At 54.6% G+C, this 25,393-nt stretch carries 16 protein-coding genes and 3 pseudogenes; 6 read left to right on the forward strand and 13 right to left on the reverse strand.

Going from position 1 to position 25,393, the window contains the following annotated elements:
• Positions 1–23 precede the first annotated feature (23 nt).
• Both AC2FI9_RS21525 and AC2FI9_RS21530 read left to right on the forward strand, forming a co-directional pair.
• On the forward strand, positions 24–500 hold the full coding sequence (locus tag AC2FI9_RS21525) for a GNAT family N-acetyltransferase (protein ID WP_496727478.1): 477 nt from the start codon (positions 24–26) through the stop codon (positions 498–500).
• 302 nt (positions 501–802) lie between these two features.
• Entirely contained in the window at positions 803–1,423 is a 621-nt protein-coding gene (locus AC2FI9_RS21530; RefSeq protein ID WP_496770623.1) for an IS110 family transposase, read from the forward strand.
• A 329-nt stretch (positions 1,424–1,752) separates the two neighbouring features.
• On the opposite strand, the gene AC2FI9_RS21535 is transcribed toward AC2FI9_RS21530, so the two are convergent.
• Positions 1,753–4,953: a DUF8508 domain-containing protein gene (locus AC2FI9_RS21535; protein ID WP_496770625.1), complete on the reverse strand. Its 3,201-nt coding sequence runs from the start codon at positions 4,951–4,953 to the stop codon at positions 1,753–1,755.
• Between the two features lie 574 nt (positions 4,954–5,527).
• Here AC2FI9_RS21535 and AC2FI9_RS21540 point away from each other — a divergent pair.
• Together AC2FI9_RS21540 and AC2FI9_RS21545 are read left to right on the forward strand one after the other, a co-directional pair.
• On the forward strand, positions 5,528–6,394 hold the full coding sequence (locus tag AC2FI9_RS21540) for an NAD(P)-dependent oxidoreductase (RefSeq protein WP_496770627.1): 867 nt from the start codon (positions 5,528–5,530) through the stop codon (positions 6,392–6,394).
• Positions 6,395–6,495: 101 nt separating this feature from the next.
• Positions 6,496–7,167, forward strand: a complete 672-nt coding sequence (locus tag AC2FI9_RS21545; protein ID WP_496770629.1) for an HAD family hydrolase — start codon at positions 6,496–6,498, stop codon at positions 7,165–7,167.
• A 698-nt stretch (positions 7,168–7,865) separates the two neighbouring features.
• Here the strand turns inward: AC2FI9_RS21545 and AC2FI9_RS21550 are convergent.
• The 10 genes and pseudogenes from AC2FI9_RS21550 to AC2FI9_RS21595 form a co-directional block, all read right to left on the reverse strand.
• On the reverse strand, positions 7,866–8,963 hold the full coding sequence (locus AC2FI9_RS21550) for a M56 family metallopeptidase (protein ID WP_496770633.1): 1,098 nt from the start codon (positions 8,961–8,963) through the stop codon (positions 7,866–7,868).
• The gene (locus tag AC2FI9_RS21555) at positions 8,950–9,345 is read right to left on the reverse strand and encodes a BlaI/MecI/CopY family transcriptional regulator (RefSeq protein ID WP_170559558.1); all 396 of its coding nucleotides are present in this window, start codon (positions 9,343–9,345) and stop codon (positions 8,950–8,952) included. The genes AC2FI9_RS21550 and AC2FI9_RS21555 overlap by 14 nt, the downstream gene beginning before the upstream one ends.
• Before the next feature lie 66 nt (positions 9,346–9,411).
• The gene (locus AC2FI9_RS21560) at positions 9,412–9,816 is read right to left on the reverse strand and encodes a DUF2160 domain-containing protein (protein ID WP_496770635.1); all 405 of its coding nucleotides are present in this window, start codon (positions 9,814–9,816) and stop codon (positions 9,412–9,414) included.
• An 8-nt stretch (positions 9,817–9,824) separates the two neighbouring features.
• On the reverse strand, positions 9,825–10,622 hold the full coding sequence (locus tag AC2FI9_RS21565; RefSeq protein ID WP_058274621.1) for a carbohydrate ABC transporter permease: 798 nt from the start codon (positions 10,620–10,622) through the stop codon (positions 9,825–9,827).
• On the reverse strand, positions 10,619–11,482 hold the full coding sequence (locus AC2FI9_RS21570) for a carbohydrate ABC transporter permease (RefSeq protein ID WP_058274620.1): 864 nt from the start codon (positions 11,480–11,482) through the stop codon (positions 10,619–10,621). Before AC2FI9_RS21570 ends, AC2FI9_RS21565 begins: the two co-directional genes overlap by 4 nt.
• Positions 11,479–12,555, reverse strand: a complete 1,077-nt coding sequence (locus AC2FI9_RS21575) for an ABC transporter ATP-binding protein (protein WP_496770637.1) — start codon at positions 12,553–12,555, stop codon at positions 11,479–11,481. The genes AC2FI9_RS21570 and AC2FI9_RS21575 overlap by 4 nt, the downstream gene beginning before the upstream one ends.
• 1 nt (position 12,556) lies before the next feature.
• Positions 12,557–13,606 (reverse strand): ABC transporter ATP-binding protein, encoded by a 1,050-nt coding sequence (locus AC2FI9_RS21580; protein ID WP_108859744.1) that lies wholly within the window; start codon positions 13,604–13,606, stop codon positions 12,557–12,559.
• A gap of 82 nt (positions 13,607–13,688) precedes the next feature.
• Positions 13,689–15,428: an ABC transporter substrate-binding protein gene (locus AC2FI9_RS21585; protein WP_496770639.1), complete on the reverse strand. Its 1,740-nt coding sequence runs from the start codon at positions 15,426–15,428 to the stop codon at positions 13,689–13,691.
• Positions 15,429–16,246: 818 nt separating this feature from the next.
• Positions 16,247–17,268 (reverse strand): annotated as a pseudogene (locus tag AC2FI9_RS21590) (IS110 family RNA-guided transposase).
• 186 nt (positions 17,269–17,454) lie between these two features.
• On the reverse strand, positions 17,455–17,802 hold the full coding sequence (locus AC2FI9_RS21595; RefSeq protein ID WP_496770641.1) for a DUF4143 domain-containing protein: 348 nt from the start codon (positions 17,800–17,802) through the stop codon (positions 17,455–17,457).
• A 63-nt stretch (positions 17,803–17,865) separates the two neighbouring features.
• On the opposite strand from AC2FI9_RS21595, the pseudogene AC2FI9_RS21600 reads away from it, so the two are divergent.
• A pseudogene (locus AC2FI9_RS21600) lies at positions 17,866–18,048 on the forward strand (DDE-type integrase/transposase/recombinase); the annotation flags it as partial.
• 310 nt (positions 18,049–18,358) lie between these two features.
• Here AC2FI9_RS21600 and AC2FI9_RS21605 read toward each other — a convergent pair.
• Positions 18,359–23,596 (reverse strand): autotransporter domain-containing protein, encoded by a 5,238-nt coding sequence (locus AC2FI9_RS21605; protein ID WP_496770643.1) that lies wholly within the window; start codon positions 23,594–23,596, stop codon positions 18,359–18,361.
• A gap of 426 nt (positions 23,597–24,022) precedes the next feature.
• Positions 24,023–24,916, reverse strand: coding sequence for a LysR family transcriptional regulator (locus AC2FI9_RS21610; protein ID WP_496770645.1), 894 nt, complete (start codon positions 24,914–24,916; stop codon positions 24,023–24,025).
• 230 nt (positions 24,917–25,146) lie between these two features.
• On the opposite strand from AC2FI9_RS21610, the pseudogene AC2FI9_RS21615 reads away from it, so the two are divergent.
• Positions 25,147–25,248, forward strand: a pseudogene (locus AC2FI9_RS21615) (IS6 family transposase); the annotation flags it as partial.
• Positions 25,249–25,393: the final 145 nt, after the last annotated feature.

Raw genomic sequence — 25,393 nt, forward strand, 5'->3', positions numbered from 1 at the left:
TACGGCGTGTCGCAAACGAGCACATGACAAAAATCACCTTCACGCGCCTACCCGAGATTGCGGTCGAGGATATTGCGGAGCATATGTCCGATCCAGCTCTGGCTCTGCACATGCCTTTGCTCCAAGGCAACTGGGATGAGCGGCGCACAGCTGACTTCGTGGCAATGAGAGAAGCCAAGTGGGCGCAGGACGGGTTGGGCCATTGGGCAATTCTGGCGGACGGCGCGTATGTGGGATGGGGCGGCTTTAAGCGTGAAGGTCCTGACTGGGACTACGGTCTCGTGCTGAAACCCTCGGCCTTCGGGTTGGGGATGAGGATAACCGCTCAAGCGCTGGAGTTTGCGCACGGCGAAGATCGTATCCCATGCGTGACGCTCCTGCTTCCTCCTAGTCGCACAAAATTGGGGGCATTGAAGCGCATGGGCGCAAGGTTTGAGGGCGAGATGACATACGATGGATCGATGTTCCGAAAGTATCGCCTTGTAACCAGTGCCCCTTGAGCCGGCCCATCGCCGACCTTCGATTTGCAATCAGGTTTCAGCGATCGCAACCCGCATTGCAGATGGGGTGGATGGCCCCCCGCTCCCGGCGTCGCAATGCGCCATAGTTCAGGTGCCATGATCTGCGGTTGAGAGGAGCCACCCCCATGCAGGATATCGCCGCTGGCCTGGATTTGACCAAGAACATCTTTCATGTGCACGGCGTCACGGATGACAGGCAAGATGTGTAACCGGCCTTTACGCTGACCTCAGGTCCTAGTGTTTTTCCAGCTTCTTGCGCCATGTTTGGTCGGAATCGAGGCTTGTTCGTCCAGCCACTACTGGGCGTATCGACTTTCGAAACTAGGTCATACAGTCCGGCTGATGCCGCCGACGTACGTCAAACCCTATATATAGCGGGCAAATCCGATGCTTTGGATGCAGAAGCGATCTGCGAGGCGGTGACGCAACCGACCATGCGGTTTGTCGAAATCAAATCCGAAGAGCAACAAGCACTTCTATCGTTGCATCAGGCGCGCGACTTCGTCGTTCGTCAGCGCACTCAACTGATCAACATGCTGCGCAGCCTTGCAACTGAGTTCGGCATCACCATTGCGCGCGGAGTCGCCCGCGCCATCGATATTGCGAAATGGATCGTCAAAGGAGGCCATGCCGAACTGCCTGAGTTGGCTCAAGAATTTCTTCGGGTCCTCAGCCGGCAGTTGATCGACCTGCACAATCGTCTTGGCTGGTACAAGATCACGATGCGCATCAAGGTCAGCGGTCAAAACCGCATAAACAGGCCGGACACAAGACCGCTTCTGAAAAGACACGCAAAACCACATTCAACCCTTTGCTATGCGGGCGCCATCCACACAAGACATTCGCAGTATGCGGATTTCACCTGCAGCCAAACTGACGCTTCGCGCGTCGTTGCAGCTTAACTCTTTGATGGAATAGACATTCACCAACTAAGGTCCTCGTCGTCGGCGCGGATCGCGGCATTGTACGGCTCTGAACCCCTTTTGGACAATGCCGTGCGAGGCACTAGTGGCTGGCAGCAATAACAAAGTTGCGGATGTATATTTTTCTGGACGTCAGATCAGATCAAACTTGCACGATAGGGATGCAAAGTTCTTTTCGCAGCGCATCAAATTCAATGGCTCAAGCTGGCTAATCCATTCTGTTCGAGGTTTCGAGTGTTCGTGATGCGGTATTATTTGCATGCGGTTTGCCACACGGTAGTACTAGGGTGACCCCGTGTGGCATTGCTTTAGGCAATCAGGTTCTGATCGATCACTTCGAACGCAAATTCGTCGACTGTAAACATGGTGTCATCTAATGCTGACAACTCAACTGCGTCAAAGGTCGTACGCCCCAGCGATCCTGAGAAGTCGCCATCGTCAGCATCCGCCACCATGGTGCCGACAAGAACACCGTCATCGTAGAAGGTAACCTCGACCTCACCGCCGCCGTGACTGTCGCCAAAGCTAAAGATGAACTCCACCGCTTCCAGGTCCGTGTCTTCCAGCGCAATTCTGAGGCTTTCGTCACCGTCAACCGATGCGGCATCGCGGCTAAACAACGAGTCGTCGAATGAGAACACGCCAATCGCCCCATGTTTGATCGCAACCAGCTCGAAATTGGTTGGATCGATCGCATCCACTTTGATACCCACATCCGAAAACGTGAGACTGTTGCGCACCGGGCCAAGCCGGTCGACATCCACAACTTCGCCATCGATGCTTTCAAAGGCCTTGGTTTTGAACCAGCGGCCCGCTTCGAACTCAACGGCCAAACTCTGGGTTTCTGGAATGAACAGGCTTGCCACCATGGGATCGTGATCCGAGGCGCGCCCGCTGGTTGCGGCGAACTCCGAATTGACGTGGACGATATCAACCAATGCCCCGGAATGCAGATCCTCGGACACGAGAATATGGTCCAACGACTGGCTGTTGCCCTGAAACTCAAGGCTATAACGTTCGTCTTCCGGAATATCGTTCGTCAGGTTGACGAGGTCGGTATTGGCCTCAAGGTCAGCTACGGGTGAGACAAATTCAAACTCGTTGAAGTCACCCAACACAACAGCATTGGCGCCATCACCCAGCCCGTTGACGAAATCCTGAACGGCCTGGCTCTGGGCCTGGCGCTCATCCAGACTGCCGTTCACATCAACGTCTTCTTGGCGAGCGGCAAAGTCCTGTTCGGTTCCCAGAATAGGCGCAGAACCACCTTTAGATGAAAAGTGATTGTTGACCACCGTGACGGTTTCGCCGTTGAAGACAAAGTCAGCGACCAATGGCAAACGTGCGCCCTCAAAGGCCTCGCCTTCACCTTGGCCGCCGATAGTCTGCACGGATCCTTCCACTAACGAGACACGATCCGGATTGTAGAGAAAGGCGGTGCGGATGTTGCCGCCGGGCTGACCCCCGGATGTTCCGTCCCCGATAAAAATGTTGTCGATCACCTCATAAGCCGGACCACCCGCCGCCAGGATAGCTGCGGCCAGTTCCGCCAGGGTTTCCGACGCTGAGATGGTTCCGTCATTTTCCGATCCCGAATTGTCCTGCACCTCTTGCAGACCAATGATGTCCGGGCTGTTGAGGTTATTGGTGATCTGCTCGGCAATGGCGGCAAATCGACCGTCGGCAACATCTTGATCGCCGTCGCCATCATTAGGGTCGAGGTTAAGAACATTGTATGTGGCAATCGTCAGCTCATTGTTTGAACTGGCGAGTGTGGTCGTTTCCTGTTCCAACCCGGCTGACTGGATATTCGGTGTAAAATCCTCGGTCGGCAGGATTTCGTAATTTCCGAAACTATAGCCCACCACACCCGTGACGTCGCCAAGGTGATCGCCGACATTCACTGTGGGAAAGTCGAAATCGAAAATCCCACTGTCTTCGTCGATCTGGATTTTCTCAGGATTGAAGTCGTCTGGCGAGATATTGAGCGTTCCGCGCTCTGAAAGACCAGTTGCGCCACTGCCCTGATCGGCAACCGCAAAGATTTCACCGAACCGGCTGGTTCCGCTGACGGCTTGCAGATCGGTGGCGGTCACGCGCATCCCTTCCAGGCTTTCGAAGAAATCGATACCGTCCTGGGTTGGATCGAATGAGGCAAACGCATCATCGTCGATGCTTTGATTTGGAACAGACCGCTCACCCGGATCATTGCCAATCAGAACCGCCTCAGGCAACTCATTGCCCGATGACTGCACCTCAAGGTCGAAAACATCGGTCAGTTGTGTGGTCGGCAGGTTGCGGCTGCTGGTGCCGCCGGGAAAAAACTCCGCAACCGTCCCACCCACAGAAATGGCATCGCCCACGGTGACGGTCGGGTTCGATCCAGTGAACACAAAAATCGCATCCGAGGTCGCATCGTTGCCATCGCCATCAGGGTCCTGCAGATAGAACCCGTTGGAATCCACCGCGGTGACGATGCCGCTGGTTGAAACCATGTCGCCCAGAACACTCGACGGTCCGGCGGGCAGGTTCGCGAAGAAATCCGCAACCGTTTGTCCATCTGCAAGAACAAATTCAGACACGTGGCCCGCGCCCTGGATTTCATAGATCGACACGATTTCAATGTCGCTTGCCGAGATGGACACCTCGACAACAGGGGCCAGAATACCGTCGAATGCGGGATCGTCCGAGGTTACCGTGTGCTGAATGTCCACGACCTCGGCCGCTTCGGGCAAATCGTCGTCAACGGCGGTGACGGCGATTTGTTGAGGCTGGTCAAAGTTGGTTGCGTCAAACACCAGTTCAGTTGGCACGACGTCAAGATCAGCCCCTGCGGCTATGGTGATCGTGACCGGCTGTTCGGGCGCGACTGACAACGTGACTTCATATGTATCTGCCATTCCCCCTTCATCGGTCGTCAGGTCCAAATCATTTATGATGACCGATGGCGAGGGCGCGGCATCCGTGACGGTGAACCCCGCAGGTTCGACATCGTTAATCCTGGTATTGCTGGTTGTCCAGTTGGCCGGGTCGTTGATGGCGGCCTGTAAATCGGCCTTTGTACCGGAAAGCGGGCCGTTATAAACACCGTTGTCGGTTTCGGTGAGGGCAATTGCGCTGGTGCCGACGGCCAACCCCGAGGGCAGTGCAGACGTATTCGACGATGTTGCGTCAGGCTCATATCCGTCCCCATTGAAATGAACCGACGCGACAAAACTGGGCGTGTCGTCGTCACCCTGATACGCGTGGATCTGATCACCGCTGGCCGAAAAGTTCGGCCCGGTAAATGCGGGGTTGATCACCGTACCCGCAGCAATGTTTGCGGGTGCCGTCCAGACGAATATACCCTCACTGCTGCGGAAACCGCCGGCTGCGAACCAACCGTTATCAGTGAACTTGATCTCGGTTCCTGCCTCGATGTCGGTCAAAGCAACAAATGTGAACTCGTCGGGATTGTCGGAATTGAACCCGGTAAACGCAATGTCACCCGCAGCCAATGTAGTAACCATGTGAGCCTCGCTTTTTTGATCTGGTGAAAGAACAGCGCGTCGGTATCCGACTCGCCTCAGCACAACTCACGGTAGCTCAACCTGGAGATGTTAGTTACATGCCTGTTCGTAGCCGGCCTAATACGGCGGAGCTTTGCCGTCTGAAATCACGGCAAAGTATTTCGATCTGAGTTCTGCAGTCCAACGCTCTTCGATCCGAGCCCAGGGTCTCCGTATTTTCTTGGGATGTCGGCCGGTATCGTCATGTGACTTTTTCGACGTAACTGGCGGGAAACCTTCGCTACCGACGAAATTTTAGTCTGGATGTGACGGTAGTAGGATGGACCAAGCCCTCGTGTAACTGACTTGTTCGAACTGTTGCGCACGGCCCGAACCGGATGAGGTGGATGGCTCCTTTCCTAGCAGTCGATGACAACTGCACTTTGGCACATTCGATGCCGGTGGAGCAGGAGCCACCCACCTCATCCGTTTTGAGCTCAAAGCGAAATATTAGATTCCCCGGCTCTCCCCTGTCATCCGTGATATCGTTTACAGGCTTGCGGTTGGTAAGCGGGGCACAATGGGGGAATTGGGGATGACGAGCGACATTACAGTTGTTGGACTGGGCGCAATGGGAACTGCTCTGGCAACCGCGCTCTTGGACTCCGGGCGTAACGTCACCGTCTGGAACCGCACGCAGGACAAAACGACCTCCTTGGTGGATCGTGGTGCGCGGGTGGCTGATGATTTGGATGAGGCCATTTCGGCAAGCCCCAGGACATTGATCTGCCTTCTCAACTACTCAACCACAAACGCTCTTTTTGATACTCCTCCAGTCTCAAAGGCGGCCGCCGGTAGAAACATTATTCAGCTTGGCACTTCGTCGCCGCAAGAATCAGAGGATAGTAGAAAGCAATTTAACAATTGGGGCGCAGGTTACCTTGACGGCACGATAATGTGTTGGCCAGGCGATATCGGAACGTCAACCGGCCGGATAGCGGTCGCCGGAGACGAAATCGCATTTTCAGATAGCAAGGCAAACCTTGACGTACTCGCCGGCGATTTACGCTACTTGGGTTCGAACGTCCGCTCGGCAGCGACTTTGGAGCTTGCGTTTCTTTCACGCCTCCTTGGCATCATATTTGGGAGTATTCATGGATCGCTCGTCTGCGAAGCAGAGGGATTGCCTGTGTCTGAGTTCACGTCCATCCTTCCCGCAGGTGACAGGGCTATCCCACTTACCGAAGCAATCCATGCAGGTTCCTTCGACGAGATTTCTGGCGGCGGCGCATCAGTTGAAGTGGCGGGAGAGGCGGTCACTGGGTTGTACGATCACGCTGTTTCTATGGGTATCAACACTGAACTACCAACTGTAATGCGCAATTGGGTCAAACGTGCGCAGGACGCTGGCTTTGGAAAACAGGAAACTGCAGCAATCATCAAAGCGCTTCGGAAAAATTGAGGCGCCAATTGTCCGCTGCGTCCTGCTTTGCGGCCTTTCCAATTCGCCAGAAAACGTTCATTCAAGCTACGCACACTCAAACCTCAGCACGGCCACCCCTTATGCCTCTTCCCACTCCCCAAGCCGTCGTATTCGATATGGATGGCCTGTTGCTCGACACCGAGCGTGTATACTTCGAGGGCTTCCGTACAACGCTTGACGCTCTCGGATTGCCGCGAGACGACGACCTGTTCCGTCGGCTAGTCGGCACAAACCGTGCGCTGGGACGCCGACTTTTAACCGAAGGGCTAGCTGGGCGCGTCACGCTGGAAGAATTTGATGCCGTCTGGGACGCCGAAATCGCGCAACGGCTGGCGGATTGCATCCCTGTCAAACCGGGTGCGCGCGCGATGGCAGAACACCTACGCGAGCGGGATATACCTTACATCATCGCCACCAGCACCCAGACAGAAAAGGCGCATCTGCATCTCGAGCGAGCGGGTCTCAGCGCGCTTTTTCGCGACGTAGTAGGCGGCGATCAGGTCGCTGCCAGCAAGCCTGCGCCAGATATCTACCTACATGCCACAGCACGCCTGGGTCAGGATCCGTCAAACTGCGTTGCGTTCGAGGATTCGCCCAACGGCGTCCGCGCGGCCCACGCGGCAGGCCTCATTACGGTGCAAGTCCCCGATATCGTCGCCCCCGACGCCGAACTACGTGCACTCGGGCATCACATCGCCAGCAACATCATCGCCGGGGCCCACGCGGTTGGTCTGATGGCAGTTCCGGAATAGAAAGCTGACCATCGCGCAAATGCAGCGAAAGCGCAGATTGTCCCGCCTACCTGTGAATTTGAGTCGTCTTGATCGCTGCGCTGAGCACGATTGACCGTTCTTCTCGCTGAGTAGCGGCAAGCTGACCAATGCTTGCGCAGCAGTTTTTTTGCTATGTGCTCACGCAGCACAAAACTGCGATGACCGGGTTGGGCTCGCACTGACACCTTCGCCGCGATCTGCACCAAAGCTCCTGTAACACCGGGCCACGTTTTGCCTGCGCGTGAGCTATTGGGTGATTTGTTGATGGCAACCGGTGACGCGGACCGAGCAGCGGAGGCGTATCAGTCCGTTCTAACATCTTCTCCCAATCGTAAACGAAGTATTCTTGGGATGGAGAAGGCGACAGAACAGTCAGTTAAAGCGGGGGTTTAATCCGCAAACAAGTAACGCGTTGACCCGCCCCTTGGAACTGCCACTAGATCAAACGGGGTGTTTGAGTCAGTGCGGCAAAACTGTGTATTGTCCTCTCACACACCATCTTTACCTGGCACCGAGCGTCCCCGAAGTCCGGCGGGTTATAGATCGCACTTATGCGAAACTGACAGAAGCTTGAAAAAACGGCTGAACGGAAGCGTTACAAAACGCCAGAATCCAATATTCTCGTATGTCGTTCTGACGCCGTCGAACTGGTTCAAACCGGAACTTTACAGCAGCGGTCAATTTCCTTGATTTCTAGCTTCCAGCCGCTCCAGATTTACAACTGTGGAAAGCATTAACCGATCATGGCTCCAATCCTGAGTTTGACGGATTGATGCAGAACCAATGGCAAGGACTGTAGCCAAGGTTAATGTCATCCCGAGAAACGCTGCTGGTAAGTGTGTCGTCGTGATTGGCGCCTCAGTCAGCGCGACTACGCGTTGCCGCAATACATGCTTTGCCTTGGTGCCGTTCACCAAAGCCACGTGAAGAACGCGTGGGTTACTCAAAGCGACTGACCGCGCACAATAGTCCAACAGGCAAGCGGTATAGTCTTTTGCGTTGATCCCTTTGCGCGACACCACAGATTGATCACAGGCCAGTTCCCGAAGTCGGTCAAACTGATGCTTCAATACAAGATAAGCCGGGTTCCAGAACAATACTGGTCGCAGGAGTTCGAAGCCCAATTCCCACTCCACATCCCTAGCACGGATATGCTGGAACTCATGAGCCAGCGCGAACCGGAGTTCGGCTGGCGCGTTCAACAGATGGCTGGGCAAAACGACATGCCGGCGACGCAAGCCCCGCACGGCAAAGGGCACGGTTACACGGTCGGACAGGCGAATATCTACATTCGATGAGCGGCGCCAAAGGAAGCTGGATTTTACAGCCTTACGAATAGCCCAAGCATCGCGCATTACCCTGATCGCCAACATTGCCGAAATCAGCGCCAGCGCGATCGAAGCGTAGGTTACAAAGGCATTGTTGCCGGACAATACGTGATCAATCCATCGCTCGCGGCTATTCAGCAGCGCTTCGAATTGCGCTGCTGGCATAGCGATGTCGCCGCGCAAGTAGGCGGCAACAGCAATGTCACCCAATGCCACTGCACGTCCCGGCCAAACCAGACCGGCAATTGTCGAAACACCCAGTGCCAAAAACGGGCTCAGTACAACACAAATGCATAGCGTCTTGAGGGAACGGAGTTGCGCAACAAAGCCATATCGCATCGATGTTCGACCCAACGCCGCGCGGGCAGCCAGCCAAATTAACGCTGACAATCCAAGCACAATATTGAACTCGAGAAACGCGTCGAGAACCGGTTTAACCGCCGTCATTTTGCAGTCTCCTCTCTACCAGTGCTCGAATTTCCTCCAGATCATCTTCTGTCAGTCCCGCATCGTCGACCAGCCTTGCAACCAACGTTGCAGGGGTGTCGTCGAACAACGTCCGGGAAAGATTTTGCAGCGAACGCGACTGATACCTGTCTTTTTCCAGAAGTGGCCGATACGTCAGCGACTTGCCGTTTTTCTCACTTTCTACAAATCCCTTTTCATCGAGGATGCGCAAAATTGTTGCGCCAGATGTGTAGGCCAGATTTCGATCCGGCGGCAAACGATCAAGAACATCTCGGACTGAGCCCTGACCCAGCGCCCAGAGCTCGTTCATGAACTCCAGCTCTACTTCGGTCAGTAAGTTTGTTGTTTTTTTCTTTCGCATCAGTCTCGGTGTCGCCATTTTTTAGTATGCCTGACAGACAAGCATCCTTTCGCAGTTTCGCAAAGCTTAAACTTTCCAGAAGACGAAGATGCCCCAACCGATGGACAAAAACAGCGGCGTCCAAACCGGTTGCCCAACCAATCCGAGCCAGGCCAGAAAGATGTAGGCAGCCCCGAGAAGCGTGATGAAGAGACGATCGCCGAGCGTGGTGGTCAGACCCAATACGCCGCGCCGCTCAATCCCGTCGCGATATTTGAAGCCTTCGAGAACGCCAATCAGCGCGATGGCTGAGAATATCCCAACGAAAACTGCAAGTGTCGCAGGCGTCCAGGCCATCCAGAAATCGGGCCACAAAGGGTCGGTCCAGGAAAATCCCTTTTTCTCTTGTTGGCCAACGTTGCCCCATCCGGTCTGAGCCTGAGCCAAGGTTGTCGTAGGTAGGAAGGGGAGGATGAGAAGAAATTTACGCATATCGAACCTCACACACGACCCATCGCGAAACCGCGCGCGATGTAGTTGCGGACAAACCAAATGACGATGGCTCCGGGGATGATGGTCAGGGTTCCGGCAGCGGCCAGCAGGCCCAGCTCGTACCCGGCGCTGGAGGCAGTACGCGTCATGACGGCCGCGATGGGTTTAGCCTCCACTGCAGTCAGGGTTTTGGCCAACAGCATCTCGACCCACGAAAACATGAAACAAAAGAAGGCCGCGACACCGACACCCGCTTTGATGTTCGGCAGGAAAATCGTCACGAAGAAACGTGGGAACGAATAGCCATCCACATAGGCGGTCTCATCCAGTTCTTTGGGAATGCCGCGCATGAAACCTTCCAGGATCCAAACAGCCAACGGCACGTTGAACAGTGTATGGGCAAGTGCCACGGCCAGATATGTGTCGAACAATCCGATAGACGAGTACAGCTGGAAGAAAGGCAGCGCAAACACCGCAGCCGGAGCCATACGGTTGGTCAGCAGCCAAAAGAACAGCTGCTTGTCACCAAGGAACCGATAGCGCGAGAACGCATAAGCGGCGGGCAAGGCCACACAAACGGAAAGCACCGTGTTGATTGTCACGTAGGCAATCGAATTTATGTAGCCCCAATACCACGTCGGATCTGTGAAGATGGTGATGTAATTCTCCAGCGTGAAGGTCTGCGGGAACAGGGAAAAGCCCGACAGAATCTCGTTCGTGGTCTTGAAGGACATCGCCACCAGCCAATAGATCGGCAGCATCAGAAACGCGATATAGAGGATTGGGATAAGGGACCGCTTCTTCATTGCGCGTCATCCTTTGTCATCAGAGTGTAGAAGACCCAAGACACCAGCAGCGTGATGGCGAAGTAGATCAGGCTCATCGCGGCTGCAGGGCCAAGGTCGAACTGTCCCAGAGCGATCTTCACAAGGTCGATCGACAGCAAGGTTGTTGAATTGCCGGGGCCTCCGCCGGTCAGAACGAAGGGCTCGGTATAGATGTTGAAACTGTCCATGAACCGCAGCAGTACTGCGATGGTCAGGACTGTTTTCATCTTGGGCAGCTGGATGTAGCGGAATACCGACCACGGGCTGGCGCCGTCAATCTTGGCGGCCTGATAATAGGCGTCCGGGATCGACACGAGGCCAGCGTAGCAGAGTAGTACGACCAATGAAGTCCAGTGCCAGACATCCATGATGACGACCGTGATCCACGCCGACAGCGGCTGCTGCGTCATGTCATAGTTGATGCCCAAAACGTCATTTAGGAAATAGCCCAGCAAGCCGATCTTGGGCAGAGTAAAGATATTCCACATCGACCCGACTACATTCCATGGGATCAGCATCGGCAGAGCCATGAGAACCAGACAAACAGGAACCCAGAACCCTTTGCGCGGCATCGACAGGGCTACGATGATGCCCAAGGGCACCTCAATCAGCAGGATCAGGAAAGTGAACAGGAACTGCCGTCCAAGCGCAGCCTGAAACCGATCAGAGCGCAGGATCTGTTCGAACCAGCCCAGTCCCTCCCAGAAAAACTGGTTGTTGCCGAAGGTCTCCTGCACTGAGTAGTTGACCACCGTCATCATCGGCACCAGCGCGTTGAACGCGACGAGTGCCAGCACCGGCAAGACAAAGAACCATGCCTTTTGGTTTTCCGTTCTCATTGTGCCCGCTCCTCGCTTGCGATCCAGCCGTCGCGGTAGACGCGCGATTGTTCAGGTTTGAATTGCAGGAAGACTTGTGATCCCGGTTCCGGGACACTGTGTTCAGTTACTGCTTTCAGCGCTGTGTTACCGACCATGGCGCTGACCACGTAGTGACGGCCAATATCCGAGACCTTGGTTACATGTGCAGGGATACCTGTGTCACCGAACCCCACATATTCGGGGCGGATGCCCAGATCGGTGCGACCGCCATCACCATGGGTCGGACCTTCCAGCATCACTTCGTGGCCTTCGAAAACGGCGCGGTCGTCCCTGGCTTCACAGGGCAGAACGTTCATGCCGGGAGAGCCGATGAAGTGACCAACAAACGTGTGCTGAGGACGTTCGAACAGCTCGACAGGCGTGCCGATCTGAACCACTTCACCGTCTTGCATCACGACCACTTCGTCCGCGAAGGTCAGCGCCTCAGTCTGGTCGTGGGTCACGTAAATCATCGTGGCTTTGACGCGCTGATGCAGTTCCTTCAGTTTCGACCGCAGTTTCCATTTCAGGTGTGGGTCGATCACAGTCAGCGGTTCGTCGAACATCACCGCATTCACGTCATCACGCACTAAACCGCGCCCCATCGAGATCTTCTGTTTGTTGTCGGGGCTAAGGCCCGACGCGCGGGTTCTCAGTAACTCGGTGACGTCCAGCATCTCGGCTATCTCATCAACGCGGCGTTTGATTGTCGCGGCGTCGACACCTCGATTTTTCAGCGGAAAAGCCAGGTTTTCACCCACGGTCATCGTGTCGTAGATCACCGGAAACTGGAACACCTGCGCGATATTGCGTTGATCTGGCGGCAAGGCCGTCACGTCGCGGTCATCGAACAGGATCTGCCCTTCAGACGGTGTCAGAAGGCCGGAAATGATGTTTAGCAACGTGGACTTCCCGCAACCTGATGGCCCCAACAGGGCATACGCCCCGCCATCGCGCCAGGTCACGTCAATTTCCTTCAGCGCGTAGTCATCCGGGCCTTTTGGCGTCGGCATATAGCTGTGTTTAAGGTTTGAAAGCTTGATCTGTGCCATGTCAGGCTACCCTTTTGCCGTCTTGGCCGAAATACCGGCAATGGGCCGGGTTCATGAAAAAACGATGGTCTTCGCCCACCTGATAGGGATGTACACCAGCTGCCAAAGAGACCCACGCATCGTCCCCATGCTGGAAATGAGCGCTGGAATCCGACCCTGACAATTCGGTTACAATCACCCGACCGGTCAGTTCCACATCCGCATCCGAGGTGCGGATTGGTGTCACTCGGTGCGGCCGCACTGCGACCATGTACTCGCCATCGGTCATATCTGCGACCTGCCAGCCGCCTCCACCCGCCAATCGCGCTTGTGCACCGGACACGGTGACGCGGGCCACATTGATCGGCGGGTCTGAAAACACGCGCGCAGCGGCAATATTCTCAGGGTTGCGATAGATATCAGCAGTCGGGCCGAATTGAGTAACGCGACCGTCTTCCATAAGGGCGGTATATCCACCCAAAAGCAGCGCCTCTTCGGGTTCCGAGGTGGCGTAAACCACCACCGCCCCACGACCGGCAAACAGGTCGGGTAGCTGCTCGCGCAGTTCTTCGCGCAGCTTGTAATCCAGGTTGGCCAACGGTTCATCGAGGAACACGGCTCGGCTTTCTTTTGCGATGGCACGGGCCAACGCGGTACGTTGTTGTTGGCCGCCTGACAACTCATGCGGTCGGCGATGCAACATCGGGCGCAGCTGCAGCAAGTCGGCGGCCTCTTCCACGCGTCCTTCAATCTCGGATTTCGCCATCCCTGCCACACGCAAAGGTGAGGCGATGTTGTCAAAAACAGTCATATGCGGATAGTTCACGAAGAACTGGTGCACGAGGCTGATCTGCCGCTTTTGCGTGTTCAGCCTTGTGACGTCCTGCCCGTCCATCAGCACCTTGCCTGAGGCGACCGGGTCCAGCCCGGCCATCATCTTGATCAGAGAAGTTTTGCCCGATCCCGTCGCGCCCAGCAGTACATTGAAATGGCCGGTTTGCAGCGTCAGGGTCGTGGGCTTGATATGGATAACGTTGCCAACGCGTTTGGTGGCATCTTGTAGTTCGATCATGTCCGTGGGTTCCGGTTCTTCAGTGCGTCGCACTGGCCTTGAGGTGGGGATGCCTAAAGCGGCATCCCCGGGTTTCAATGGCTTATTGAGACTGCCAGCGCTGAACCAGTTCGTCATAGTTGACGGTTTGACCCTGCGGCTTTTCGTTCTCGAGCTTGGCTTTGGGCGAGCCTGCTTTTTCCAACCAGAACGACGCATCCTGCGGCTCGTTCAAGCGGGGACCACAGCCACCGTAGACACCGGCGCTTTCATCCGCGGCCTGCATGCGGGCCATGGTGATGTCCATCTCTTCAGCCAGACGGTCCATCGCCTCTTGCGGGGTGAATGCGCCCGAGTTCACGTCACCGATCTGCTGCCACCAGATCTGGGCCAGCTTCGGATAGTCCGGCACGTTGATGCCGGTCGGCGACCATGCCACACGATCAGGCGAGCGGTAGAACTCGACCAGACCACCCAGCTTGGGTGCGCGTTCGGTGAACGACTCGTGGTTGACCGAGCTGTCGCGAATGAAGGTCAGACCCACATGGGACTTCTTCACATCGACAGTTTTGGACGTCACGAACTGGGCATAGAGCCAAGCCGCCTGAGCACGATCCGCAGGGGTCGACTTCAGGAAGGTCCAGGAACCCACGTCCTGATACCCAACCTTCTGGCCGTCTTCCCAGTAGGGGCCGTGCGGGCTGGGCGCCATCCGCCACAGTGGCGTACCTTCGTCATCCACGGTGTTGTTGCCTTCGGATTTCGGCTTCACCATGTCGGCGGTAAAGGCGGTGTACCAGAAGATCTGCTGGGCCACGTTGCCCTGGCTCAGCGCAGGCAGAGACTGGTAAAAGTCATAAGACGCCGCACCCGGAGGAGCGTAGTTCCGCAGCCATTCGTCCCACTTACGGATCGCATAGACCGCAGCCGGGCCGTTAGCAGCACCGCCGCGCGATACCGAAGCACCGACCGGGTTACAGGTGCCAGCTTCCATACGGATGCCCCATTCGTCGACCGGGATACCATTGGGTTCGCCCACATCGCCAGCACCAGCCATCGACAGCCAGGCGTCGGTCATACGCCAGCCCAGGTCAGGCGCGCGCTTGCCGTAATCCATGTGGCCATAGATCGTGGTGCCGTCGACTTCTTTCACGTCGTTGGTGAAGAAATCGGCGATGTCTTCGTAAGCAGACCAGTTGACTGGAACACCCAGATCATAGCCGTACTTTTCCTTGAAGGCGGCTTTGTTGGCCTCATCATCGAACCAGTCCTTGCGGAACCAGTAGAGGTTGGCGAACTGCTGGTCGGGCAGCTGATACAGCTTGCCGTCCGGACCGGTGGTGAACTGAATGCCCATGAAGTCATCCAGATCCAGCGTCGGCGAAGTCGACGCCGCCCAATCACCGCCCATCATGTCGGTCAGCGGATAGGCCAGTTGAAGACGCGAGTGCGTGCCGATCAGGTCGCTGTCATTGACATAGCCATCATACAGGTTCCGACCTGTCTGAAGCTGAGTCTGAACAGCCTGAACCACTTCGCCCTCACCGAGGATCTGGTGATTGACCTTGATACCGGTGATTTCCTCGAACGCCTTGGTCAGAACCTCGGATTCGTAGGAATGTGTCGGGATGCCTTCGGACAGGACGTTGATTTCCATGCCAGCATAAGGCTGTGCAGCTTCAATGAACCACTGCATTTCCGACATCTGTTCGTCTTTCGACAAGGTCGATGGCTGGAATTCGTCGTCGATCCAACGTTGTGCTGCGGCTTCGTCGGCCCAAACGGGACCGTGCCCCGCAATGACGGCAGCAGCCGCCACTGCGGAAAGTAGATGTCTCCGCATCTCTTTCCTCCCAAAAAATTATGGTTTTCCGGCGCAAACCGGATAGCAGACAGCATCAGCGATTTTTTGCGCACCTGTCAAACTAAATTTTTAGTAATTAAATGAGGCCCCTGGAAACAATTGAATTTTTTAACTTTTTTGCAATTCATGAACTACAAGTGGACGGTATTTCATCTTAGGCCTGAGGATGCGTGCAGGACACTCGTATTGCTAGTGTTCATGCGCGTCAGAGCCTGATTCCTTCCTGTGACGCTGACAGCCGCTTCTAATTTAGAAGACTTGTTGAGTCCCGGTGGAACAAATCACCAGATGTTCTAACAACCTACCTACCACATCGGTCTTTTCGCGTTGTCATATATTACGGCCGACAATTGGAGGCTAAATCAATATAGTTTTGGTTTTGTTACACCCATCCTTGAAATTCTAGATGAAAGTCAACTTCGTTTCTTACAGCGTTTACCATTACTTTGGGTCAAAACTCGGATCAGGAGGTACGCTGTGACAAACTTATTGGTCGCATCGAATGTCGGCTTTCACATGACACACATATGAAACAAGAGAGCGAAGCGAATATCTTGTGTGGATGGCTCCTGCATAGCAAGTCCTTTTTGATCTGATTTGTGCATTTGTCAGAAGCAGTCATGTGTCCTGCCTGTTTGCGCGGTTTTGACCGCTAGCCCTGATGGGTTCCGCAAACCAAGTTCCTATCAGCTTTACGGACTATTATGCTCGCGCCATTCGGCGGAGTTTCTTGGCTTTGGCGGCAGACTTATGCACCATCATCTCGCGGGTCTTGCTAACTCGATGTTCCTTTCGTCTCAGGCTACAGCGCGTGGGCTGTAAAGTTCGTTGCGGGTGAGCACTGCCCGGACGATCCGGGCAGTCTTATTAGCCATTGCGACAGTTGCGACCAGCGCAGGTATGCGTTCGAGTTGTGATGTCAGCCACTTGCTGGCGCGTTCAGGGTGTGACCGTGTCTGTCGGACTAATGATGTCATGCCGACGACAAGCAAAGATCGCAGATACTGATCGCCCACCTTGGTGATCCGCCCCAGCTTCTCCTTGCCGCCGCTGGATTTGTTTGCGGGGGTCAAACCCAACCAGGCAGCAAATTCCCTGCCGTTTCGGAACTGATGCCCATCGCCGATGCTGGCGATAATCGCAGAGGCCGTTACCGCACCGATGCCCGGGATTGTGCGCAACAAGCGCACCCGTTCATCTTCTTTGGCCACTTGCTTCAGGCGTCCTTCGTACCAGCGGACCCTTTTATGCAAAGCCATGAGTTGTTCGCACAGATTGTGGATCACTTCGTTGGCGATGTCGGGCAAATCGAGAACCTCACCAAGTGTGATATCCTCAGCAAAGCCAATCACCCGGGCGAGACCTCTTGGAATGAAGATGCCAAACTCAGCAACCAAGCCACGCAGATTGTTGATGAGTTGCGTTCTCTGGCGCACCAGAAGATCGCGGGCACGATGGAGTGACAGCAGAGATTGTTGTTCGACCGTTTTGGTGGCCACAAAGCGCATGGTCGGTCGGGTCACAGCCTCGCAGATGGCCTCGGCATCGATGGCATCCGACTTTCCACGTTTGACGTATGGCTTTACATACATCGGCGGGATCAGTCGAACCTCGTAACCCATTGCAGTAAGTTCGCGGGCCCAATGATGAGCACTACTGCACGACTCCATGCCGATTAAGCAGGGGCCCAGTTTTGCAAAGAACGACAGAAATTGCGCTCGTCGCAATGGCTTGGTGAACACGACTTCTGCGGTAGCGGTGATCCCGTGGACTTGGAAACGTTCTTGGCCAGATCAACGCCAATTGTGGCGACTTGCATGGGGTGGCTCCTCTCATAAGCAGATTTTGAAACCCGCATTATGGCGCATTGCGACGCCGGTTGGAGCAGAAGCCAACCACCCCATCAGATTTGGGCCGCTCGTGGCAGTATTTTCAATTGCAACAAGGTTCGGCCAGAGGTGGGCTACAACGTTCAATTCCGAACCCGCTACTTCCGGCCCGGTCGCTATTTAGCCTTTGCGGACGCCAGCCGTTCCATAGCACTTTTGAGGGGCATTGCCCGTACTCCCTCCTGCCCCGGCACCTCCTTCCCGTCCGCATAGACAAGTATGCGTTCTGAGACGTCCAAATCTTCTGTCGCGATGTGAAACCCGCGCGTCACCTTGGCAGATGTCGTCCGCTTGATCTCTATGGCCCAGAGGGCGCCTCGGGGAAGCTCCAACATCAAATCAACCTCAGCGCCTGCGGAAGAGCGATAGAAGCTTGCTTCAGTTCCGCGTGCCGCAGCGGCGATTAGGCTCTCGATACAGAAGCCTTCCCAACTGCCTCTGACAACCGGATCCCGGTAGATCAACTCTAACCCAAATCGAGGCCTTCAAAACCTCCGATTGAAGCGTCGCGATCATTCATGCCGGATAACAACCTGATCGAGCAGGATCACAGGTTCATCAAGCGTCGCATATGCCACATGTGCGGGTTCAAGTCGTTCGCTTCAGCGGCCGCAACGCTCGACGGAATCGAAGTGTCGCACATGATCCGAAAGGGCCAACTTACGCCCGAACTTTGTCCATTTCAGCAGTTCGCTGAGCTCGCCACCTGACTCACAAGCGATTGCTCAAACAACTCAACGGGCTCAAACCTTGGCGACAAAACCGATCGATGTCACTGTGCCCTTAATTACTGGACGCAGAAACATTGCCGGACATTTGGTCCGATTTTGTGCCTTTAATTCTCGTATATCCACAGGATAGCGGCGATTTTTTGCAACGGTGCGATCCGCACATCCGAGCAATTCCGCACTGTCCACAACACTTTCTAATCGGGCGCCAAATTTGGCGATACATCCCGTGCGTCAAGGAGAAGGCTTCTTCCCCTTGTCGCGGTTGGTTCAGATCAACCATCTCATTCGATTAAAATTTGATGCTGCCCTTGATAAAGGCGCTGTTGATGCGTGTATTGTCCGAGAACCGGCCCCGATATCCAAGCTGAATGGATTTTTCGCCTTGGGTAAAGAACGTCACCCCCGCTTCGACATCGGCAAACAGGTTGTCGGCATCTGTCGAGTTGGTGAAATCAGGTCCATCGCCAAGACGTGCCGTTACGGTTGTATCCGTATTGTTGAAATACGTCGCCCCGATTTTCCCGTATGCACGCAGCGCCAGATTTTCGCGGATCTGCCGGTCCTGACCGAACTCCAGTGACGGGCTGACCGAGAAATAGGTCTCGCTGTTGGCGTCAACGGACAGGCCAGTTGCTGACGTCCCGGATTCCGTGAATCCGTCACGCTTAACGCGCGTCAGGTTCAAATCCAGCATAGGTTTGAGATAACCCGAGCTGCGTTCAATCAGATATGCCGCTCGTACCTGTGCCGACAGATAATCGACGTCGTAGTTCGATGTGTTCGATGCGTTGAGGCCGCCGAACGTGACGGAACGCGTCGTGTCGAAATCGCCCACACCGCCAGCGATTGCCCCGGACAAGGCAAACCGCCCGAACGTGCGCTTCAAACTCAGGCCGACCGAATAAGAGTCAAAATCACTATCGACGCCGGACGTTGAGAAGATATCGCCAGATTCATACGCCAGGGCAAACCCGGCAAACCAATCGGACCGGAACTCAAGCTGGCCACCCACGCTGATCCCGTAGGACCGGCTGTCGTAGCCGACAGAATCCGACGTTCCATCCTGATCGAAATGCTGGGTCTGAGGCCGTGCCCAGAGGCAGCTGCCTTCCGAGATGGCGGCGTATTCCACGCCGGTCACTTGGCACGAAAACAGCTGATTGGTGAAGTTCTGGGCGTTGACCAGTGCGGTGCTTTCACTGCTGAGAATACCCGCCGCGCCAAGTTGGTCATACGCTTCTTTCAATTCATTGGCGTTGGACACTTCGTTAAGCAAGGCGTTGGTTACCGGGGCAATGTTCTCATCCCCGTCTTCAAAGGCCGCATCAATTGCATTGGCGGTGTTGCGCTGATTGGCGTTTAGCCCAGCGCCGGGAGCGGCGAAGTTTACGTTGGTCGCCAGGACCACGTCATTTGCATTGGGGAACTGCAGTTCAGCCTGCAGGATTGGGCTGATGGTGAAACCATTCAGAGTCACACCTTCGTTCGCCGTGCCACCTTCCGCAGTCAAAATTGTGAATTGCTGGGACCGGGCCGACCCGTTCAATACGTTGACGTCCACGGTACCGTTCAAGGCTGCGGTTTCTGAAACGTTCAAGCGGTCCGCCGCGCCGCTATCCAAGTCGAGATCGACGGCGAAGCGGCCACTTTCCCCCTGCACCAGTCTGCCTGTCACACTCGTGGTTGCGATCGTTCCCCGCCCACCCGGAGATAGCACCCCGTCATTGGTCAGAGCGTTTCCTGCACCCAGATTGACAACGCCACCAGTGTTGAAAGTACTGCCAGCCTGGTTGTTGAAAGCATTTGTGCCTTCGCCCAGCATAATAGCACCGTTGGCTGTTGCGGTCAGTGTTCCGAAATTGTTGATCGTAGTGTTACCAGCGCCTCCGATCACATCAGATCCACCCAGCGACGACAGGACAACCTCACCCGCCGTATTTAAAACATTCGTTGCACCCGCGGCCGAGTCGAAACGTACGGCCGAACCATCACCTGAGCCACCTTGGACAGTTGCACCATTGATGGAGACAGTGGACGTATTCATAGCTGAGCCTGTGACACGGATACCGCTGGCGCGTGCGCCCTCTGCCGAAATGTTGTCGCCGACTCGGATCGCAGTGTTGCCCCGGCCAGGGTTTTGAACTTCAATCCCGTTGGCGTCGACCCCAGCGGTTTCAATCCTGCCCGTATTGTTAACAGTAACATTCCCGACAACAGCTTCCTTGCCCGCTCCGATCCCATTCGCAGACCTTCCTGCAGTAGTGATCGCACCATTGGACTGGATTTTCACTTCCCCATCGCCGTTCAAACTAAACCCGACAATGCCATTGGATGCCTCTGCCTGTGTGGCGATAACGCTGTCCGAAGTTATGACCGTATCGCCCCCCTCAACGTTCAAAACCGTGACGCCGGAAGAAGATTCACCTCTTGTTGTGATATTCCCGCTGGTATTGATCTCGACGTTCCCAGTGCCCGATTTACGGACGAGAATTCCTGACGCGTTGGAACCGGCCGTCGTGATGTTGCCGGTTGCAATGACTCCGACATTATTGTCGGCATCGGGGCTAAACGAATTGATGTCGATTCCGCTCGCCGCATCGCCCTGCGTATCGATATTTGCAGCCACATCGACAGAAATGTCCCCGACACCTTGCGTGCGCTCGGCCATGATCCCGTCGCCATTGTTGCCTGAAGTACTGATTTCACCCAACGCGCGGATCGCAATGTCGCCCGAGCCTCCCTGCTGTTGGGCACGGATTTCGTTCGCGTCTGCCCCTGATGTCGAAATGGTTCCGGTCGAGGTAATTTCGATTTCTCCGTTTCCGGAGCGGGTCGCAAGAATACCAACACCGGAGTTATTCCGGGTTGTGATGTTTCCTTGTGACGTGACCAAAATGTTACCATCAACGTTCCGCAACATTTGGGCCTCTATGCCTTGGTTCGCAGCCACGATGTTGCCGGTTTGAGTAATGTTGATGTCGCCGTTGCCATCGTAGCGAGTAACAGAAATGCCGCTGTTTGACTCCGATGTAATATCGCCATTGGATTGGATGGTAACACTGTCACCGTCGGTCAAAACAGAAATTGCTTCCTGACGGGAAGTCAGGTCGCCAGTACTGACAATCTCAATGTCTCCCGTTGAATACAAGTCGACGAACACGGCATTACTTCTTGCGGAGATATCACCGGTGTTTGTTATCGTGACGTTGCCGTCGCCCTCGCCTTCGTCGGGAACGAGCGCACTGATTCCGTCCCCTTCGGCAGTGATTGTGCCGTTCGATGAGATTGTAATATCACCGGTTGTTTCAGCGTCGATCCCGTTATCTCCAGCGGTGACGTTTCCGGTCGATGTGATTGTGATATTGTCAGTTGCGGCAGCTTCAATTCCTCCGCCGCTTGCGCGTATCTGTCCGGTTGAAGTGATGGAGATGCTGCCGTCTTCGGTGGTGCCATCCAATCCGTCATTCCTGTTGGTCGTAACATCGCCCGTTGATTCAATCGTGATGTCTCCTGCACCATCGATGTCCACCTCAATCCCATCCTGATTTGAAGTGATGTTGCCGGTGGACCTTACTGTGATATCGCCATCCCCATCGACGTCAATTCCGATGGCTTCTTCACCCGCGCCGGTCTGGGTTGAGAGATTCCCGACCGAGGCGACCGTTACATTCCCGTCCTCAACATCAATTTCAATCGCGTGGCCGTTCTGGGACGCAATATCGCCCTGTGATGTTACAGACACATCGCTGGCGTCGGCGCCAATGAGAACGCCATTCGCGTACGCATCGATATTCCCTTCCGAGGCAATCGTTACGTTGCCTTCACCGTTGGCTCTGACTACGATCGCATCTGCGCCTTCGCTGCGGGTGGTGATATCCCCGGTCGAGGTTACGGCAACAGTGCCGCTTCCGTCTTCGTTAACGAGGATCCCGTCGGAGTCCGTGCCCTGTGTGGTAATGTTCCCTACAGATGTGATCTGCACATTGTTGCGCGACGTTGCGGTCTCAGAATTCGCGAAAATACCAGCGGAGGCGTCGCCAGTCGTGTTGATATTGCTGGTCGAAGAGATGCTGATATCTCCGTCGGCATCTCCGAAATTCTCTGCACGGATCGCATGTGCCTCTGAGCCGGCCGTCGACAAGTTACCGGTTGAGTTAATTTCGATTGCCCCGAGTTCACTTTGGACAGCACGAATGCCGCTCGCAAGGTCTTGCTGGGTTGTGATATTTCCTTGCAAAGTGATCAAAATATTACCGACAGCACCCGGATTAAGCTGGGCATCAATGCCTGTTCCTGCAGCCGCAATGTTGCCGGTTTGGGTGATGTCAATTTTGCCGTCACCATCGGAGCGAAACACGACAATACCCCTGGCCCGTTCTGACGTAACATCACCTGTGGATTGAAGGGTGACATTGTCACCGTTGGACAGAACAAAAATTGTCTCAGCGCGCGAACTCAGGTTGCCATTGTTTGCAATCTCGACATCGCCCGTGCCATTCAGATTGACGTTCAAAGCATGATTGATTGCATCAATGTTGCCGTTGGTATTTATCCCAACATTGCCATCAACGTCGCTGTCGCCAGAAACATTGGTTTCGATTCCGCTTCCTCTTGCGCTGATGTCTCCGGTCGATGAGATCGTAATGTTGCCGGCCGCGTCAGCTTCGATTCCGTTATCATTCGCACGTATTGTCCCAGTCGAAGTGATGGAGATGCTGCCGTCTTCGGTGGTGGCATCCAATCCGTCATTTGTATTGGTCGTAACATCGCCTGTTGATTCAATGACGATGTCTCCAGTCCCATCGACGTCCACCTCAATACCATCCTGATTTGAAGCGATATTGCCTGTGGACCTGACGGTGATATCGCCGTCCCCGTCGACGTCAATCCTGATGGCTTCTTCACCCGCACCAGTCTGGGTTGACAGATTCCCGACCGAGTCGACCGTTACATTCCCATCCTCAACGTCAATGTCGATCGCTTCGTCTCGCACGGATGCAACATCACCCCGAGAGGTTAGTGTTACGTTGCCTGCGTCTGTACTAAGTCTGATACTGTCCCCGTTCGCATTGACGTCGCCGGTTGAGGAAACGCTAATATTGCCGTTGGGACCTTGGTGTTCCACGATAATCCCGGGGGTGTTAAGACCAGATGTAATGATCCCGCGCGACCCGGTCGTTTCCGCGTTCAATGTAAGATCCCCGGCTTCGGAAACGAAAGAAATTCCGACAACTCCGGTCGCCGGAGTTATTCCCTCTGGGTCAACATTATTCACATTCAACGTTTCAACCGGTTCTGCGACCGAGATTCCTGCCTCTAGGTCTCCGCTACAATTTACGGTTGATCCGCTGGTCGTACATTGAGGGTCGCCGGGAACAACCTGGGCCTGAACGTCAGCAGGCATTGCCAGCGATGCAACACCAGCGGCTGAACCGATCAGCGCCGATTTGATAATTTTTCTGTCTATTTTGACAATTTTGCGGCGAAGTGCGATTGCACGGCGACGAGCCTTACGGTTACCGACCATTATTTCTCTACTTTTTTGCTGTTGGTCAGCCTTATCAGGACCTGACCGGATCGATGACAATTGAAGCCAACCTTTGATTGGGTCGGTTTTGGCGTCATCTACTTTGATGTGTTTGAAAGACCATCTATTGCAGATACCAGCTCACCCTCAGCGCCCAAGAAATTGGTGCTGCTTGAACTGTTCGTGCGCTGCACGGAGCCTTCAATACCGTGATAACTTTAAAAGTTACCCAACCATTTACATACTCATCCCAGTTTGCTTGCCTAACCAGGTCGACATAAGGCCCCACTTATGCCGCCCCAAAACCATTCTCAATCAACACCCAGATTCTCTTTCTTTCGAAGAGCGACTATCGGACCCTTAAACTTTTGGTCAATAAATCAACATGCATGGTTTCGATACACATAGCCTATCGCCAATGGCAATCTATAGCGAAGCCGGTGACTGACATGACCCGTTTTCCCTGAGAACTTTTACAAAAGCCGCCCCTGCCGGAGAGTGCCGCCGACCAGACACGGCAAGCACGGATGTAAGGCAAGTGACGTCCAGATCCGCCACGGGCATAGAGCAAACCTCAGGTGGACAAGGTGCGCCTTCGGGTAAGAAAGCCACGCCAAGGTTTGCACTGAGAAAGCTCATGGTATCGCATCTCGAAGTCATGGTGTGGACCTTTCCCGGCGAAACATCCGCCTCATGGAACCGCGTCAGCAGCTTTTTGTCGTAGTCGCTGAAAGGTTCCAGCAAAAGAGCCTCGTTCCCCAACATGTTGAGAGAAAACCGGTTCAAATCAGAAAACCGGCTCTTTACAGACATAAACGCGAAAATTCGTTCCTCAACCCGGCTGAGTGTTTCGAAACGCTCCCAATGTCCGTCACGACCTGTCGCAACAGCAAAATCTAGGTCGCCATACTCAAGCGCACTAAACACAGCGTCGCGACTGTCACGCACGATAGTCAGCTCTGCTGCCGCAATATCTGACACTAGGGTTTGAATAGCTCCGACGATCCTATCCGCTTCGACGGCGCGCGTCATACCAATGCGAATTGATGCTCGATCTCCCTGAGAAAAATCTTCCGCCAATCGCATTGCCTGCAATGCGCCCTCATAGCATTTTTGGAGCACTGGATACATCATCTGACCCAGTTCGGTCAGATGTGTCCGTGCGCGCTCTCTCCGAAACAGATCACCACCAAGCTGTTCCTCAAGGCGCTTTATTCCACGGGTTAGCGAGGGTTGCGAAACATCGCATTTTTTTGCTGCCTTTGTGAAATTGAAGGTTTCACAAACCGCAAGATAGTATTTGACCTGATTCAGTTCCATTTTGCCTTGAAGTTGATTCAAACCTGCTGGTTAATAAGTCCTAGGTGACGCCAAAATATGCCTCAAGCCCAGGACATCCGAACTTACATTAACGTGATGAAACCGTGAGCAACGGAGCACTCGAGCCGTTCAAATCCGGGCCCTCCGGAACGGATCTATTGCGAACTTTTTACTGTTTGCGCTCCTAAGTGCCTCGAGTGAATGGCCATCAAAATTTTGATGTCGAATGACTGTTCAGGGTCTCTTTCAAAGGCGCACAGTATCCGAAGGATGTGATCCTCTTCGCCGTCTTCCTACATGCCCGTTACTGTATGTCATTTCTCGATTTGGAAGGGTTCTGTCGCAAGTTCCTTAAGCACTCTGTTTGAATTGAAACTTTTGTGATTCCGGGGATCTGAGTTTCAACTTGGGAGTGCAGAAAAGATGGTTTCATTCAAAGGTGTGCACTTCCCAAGGACGTAATCTTGCATGCGGTTT

This window comes from Ruegeria sp. CDSA246 (genome assembly GCF_059611225.1).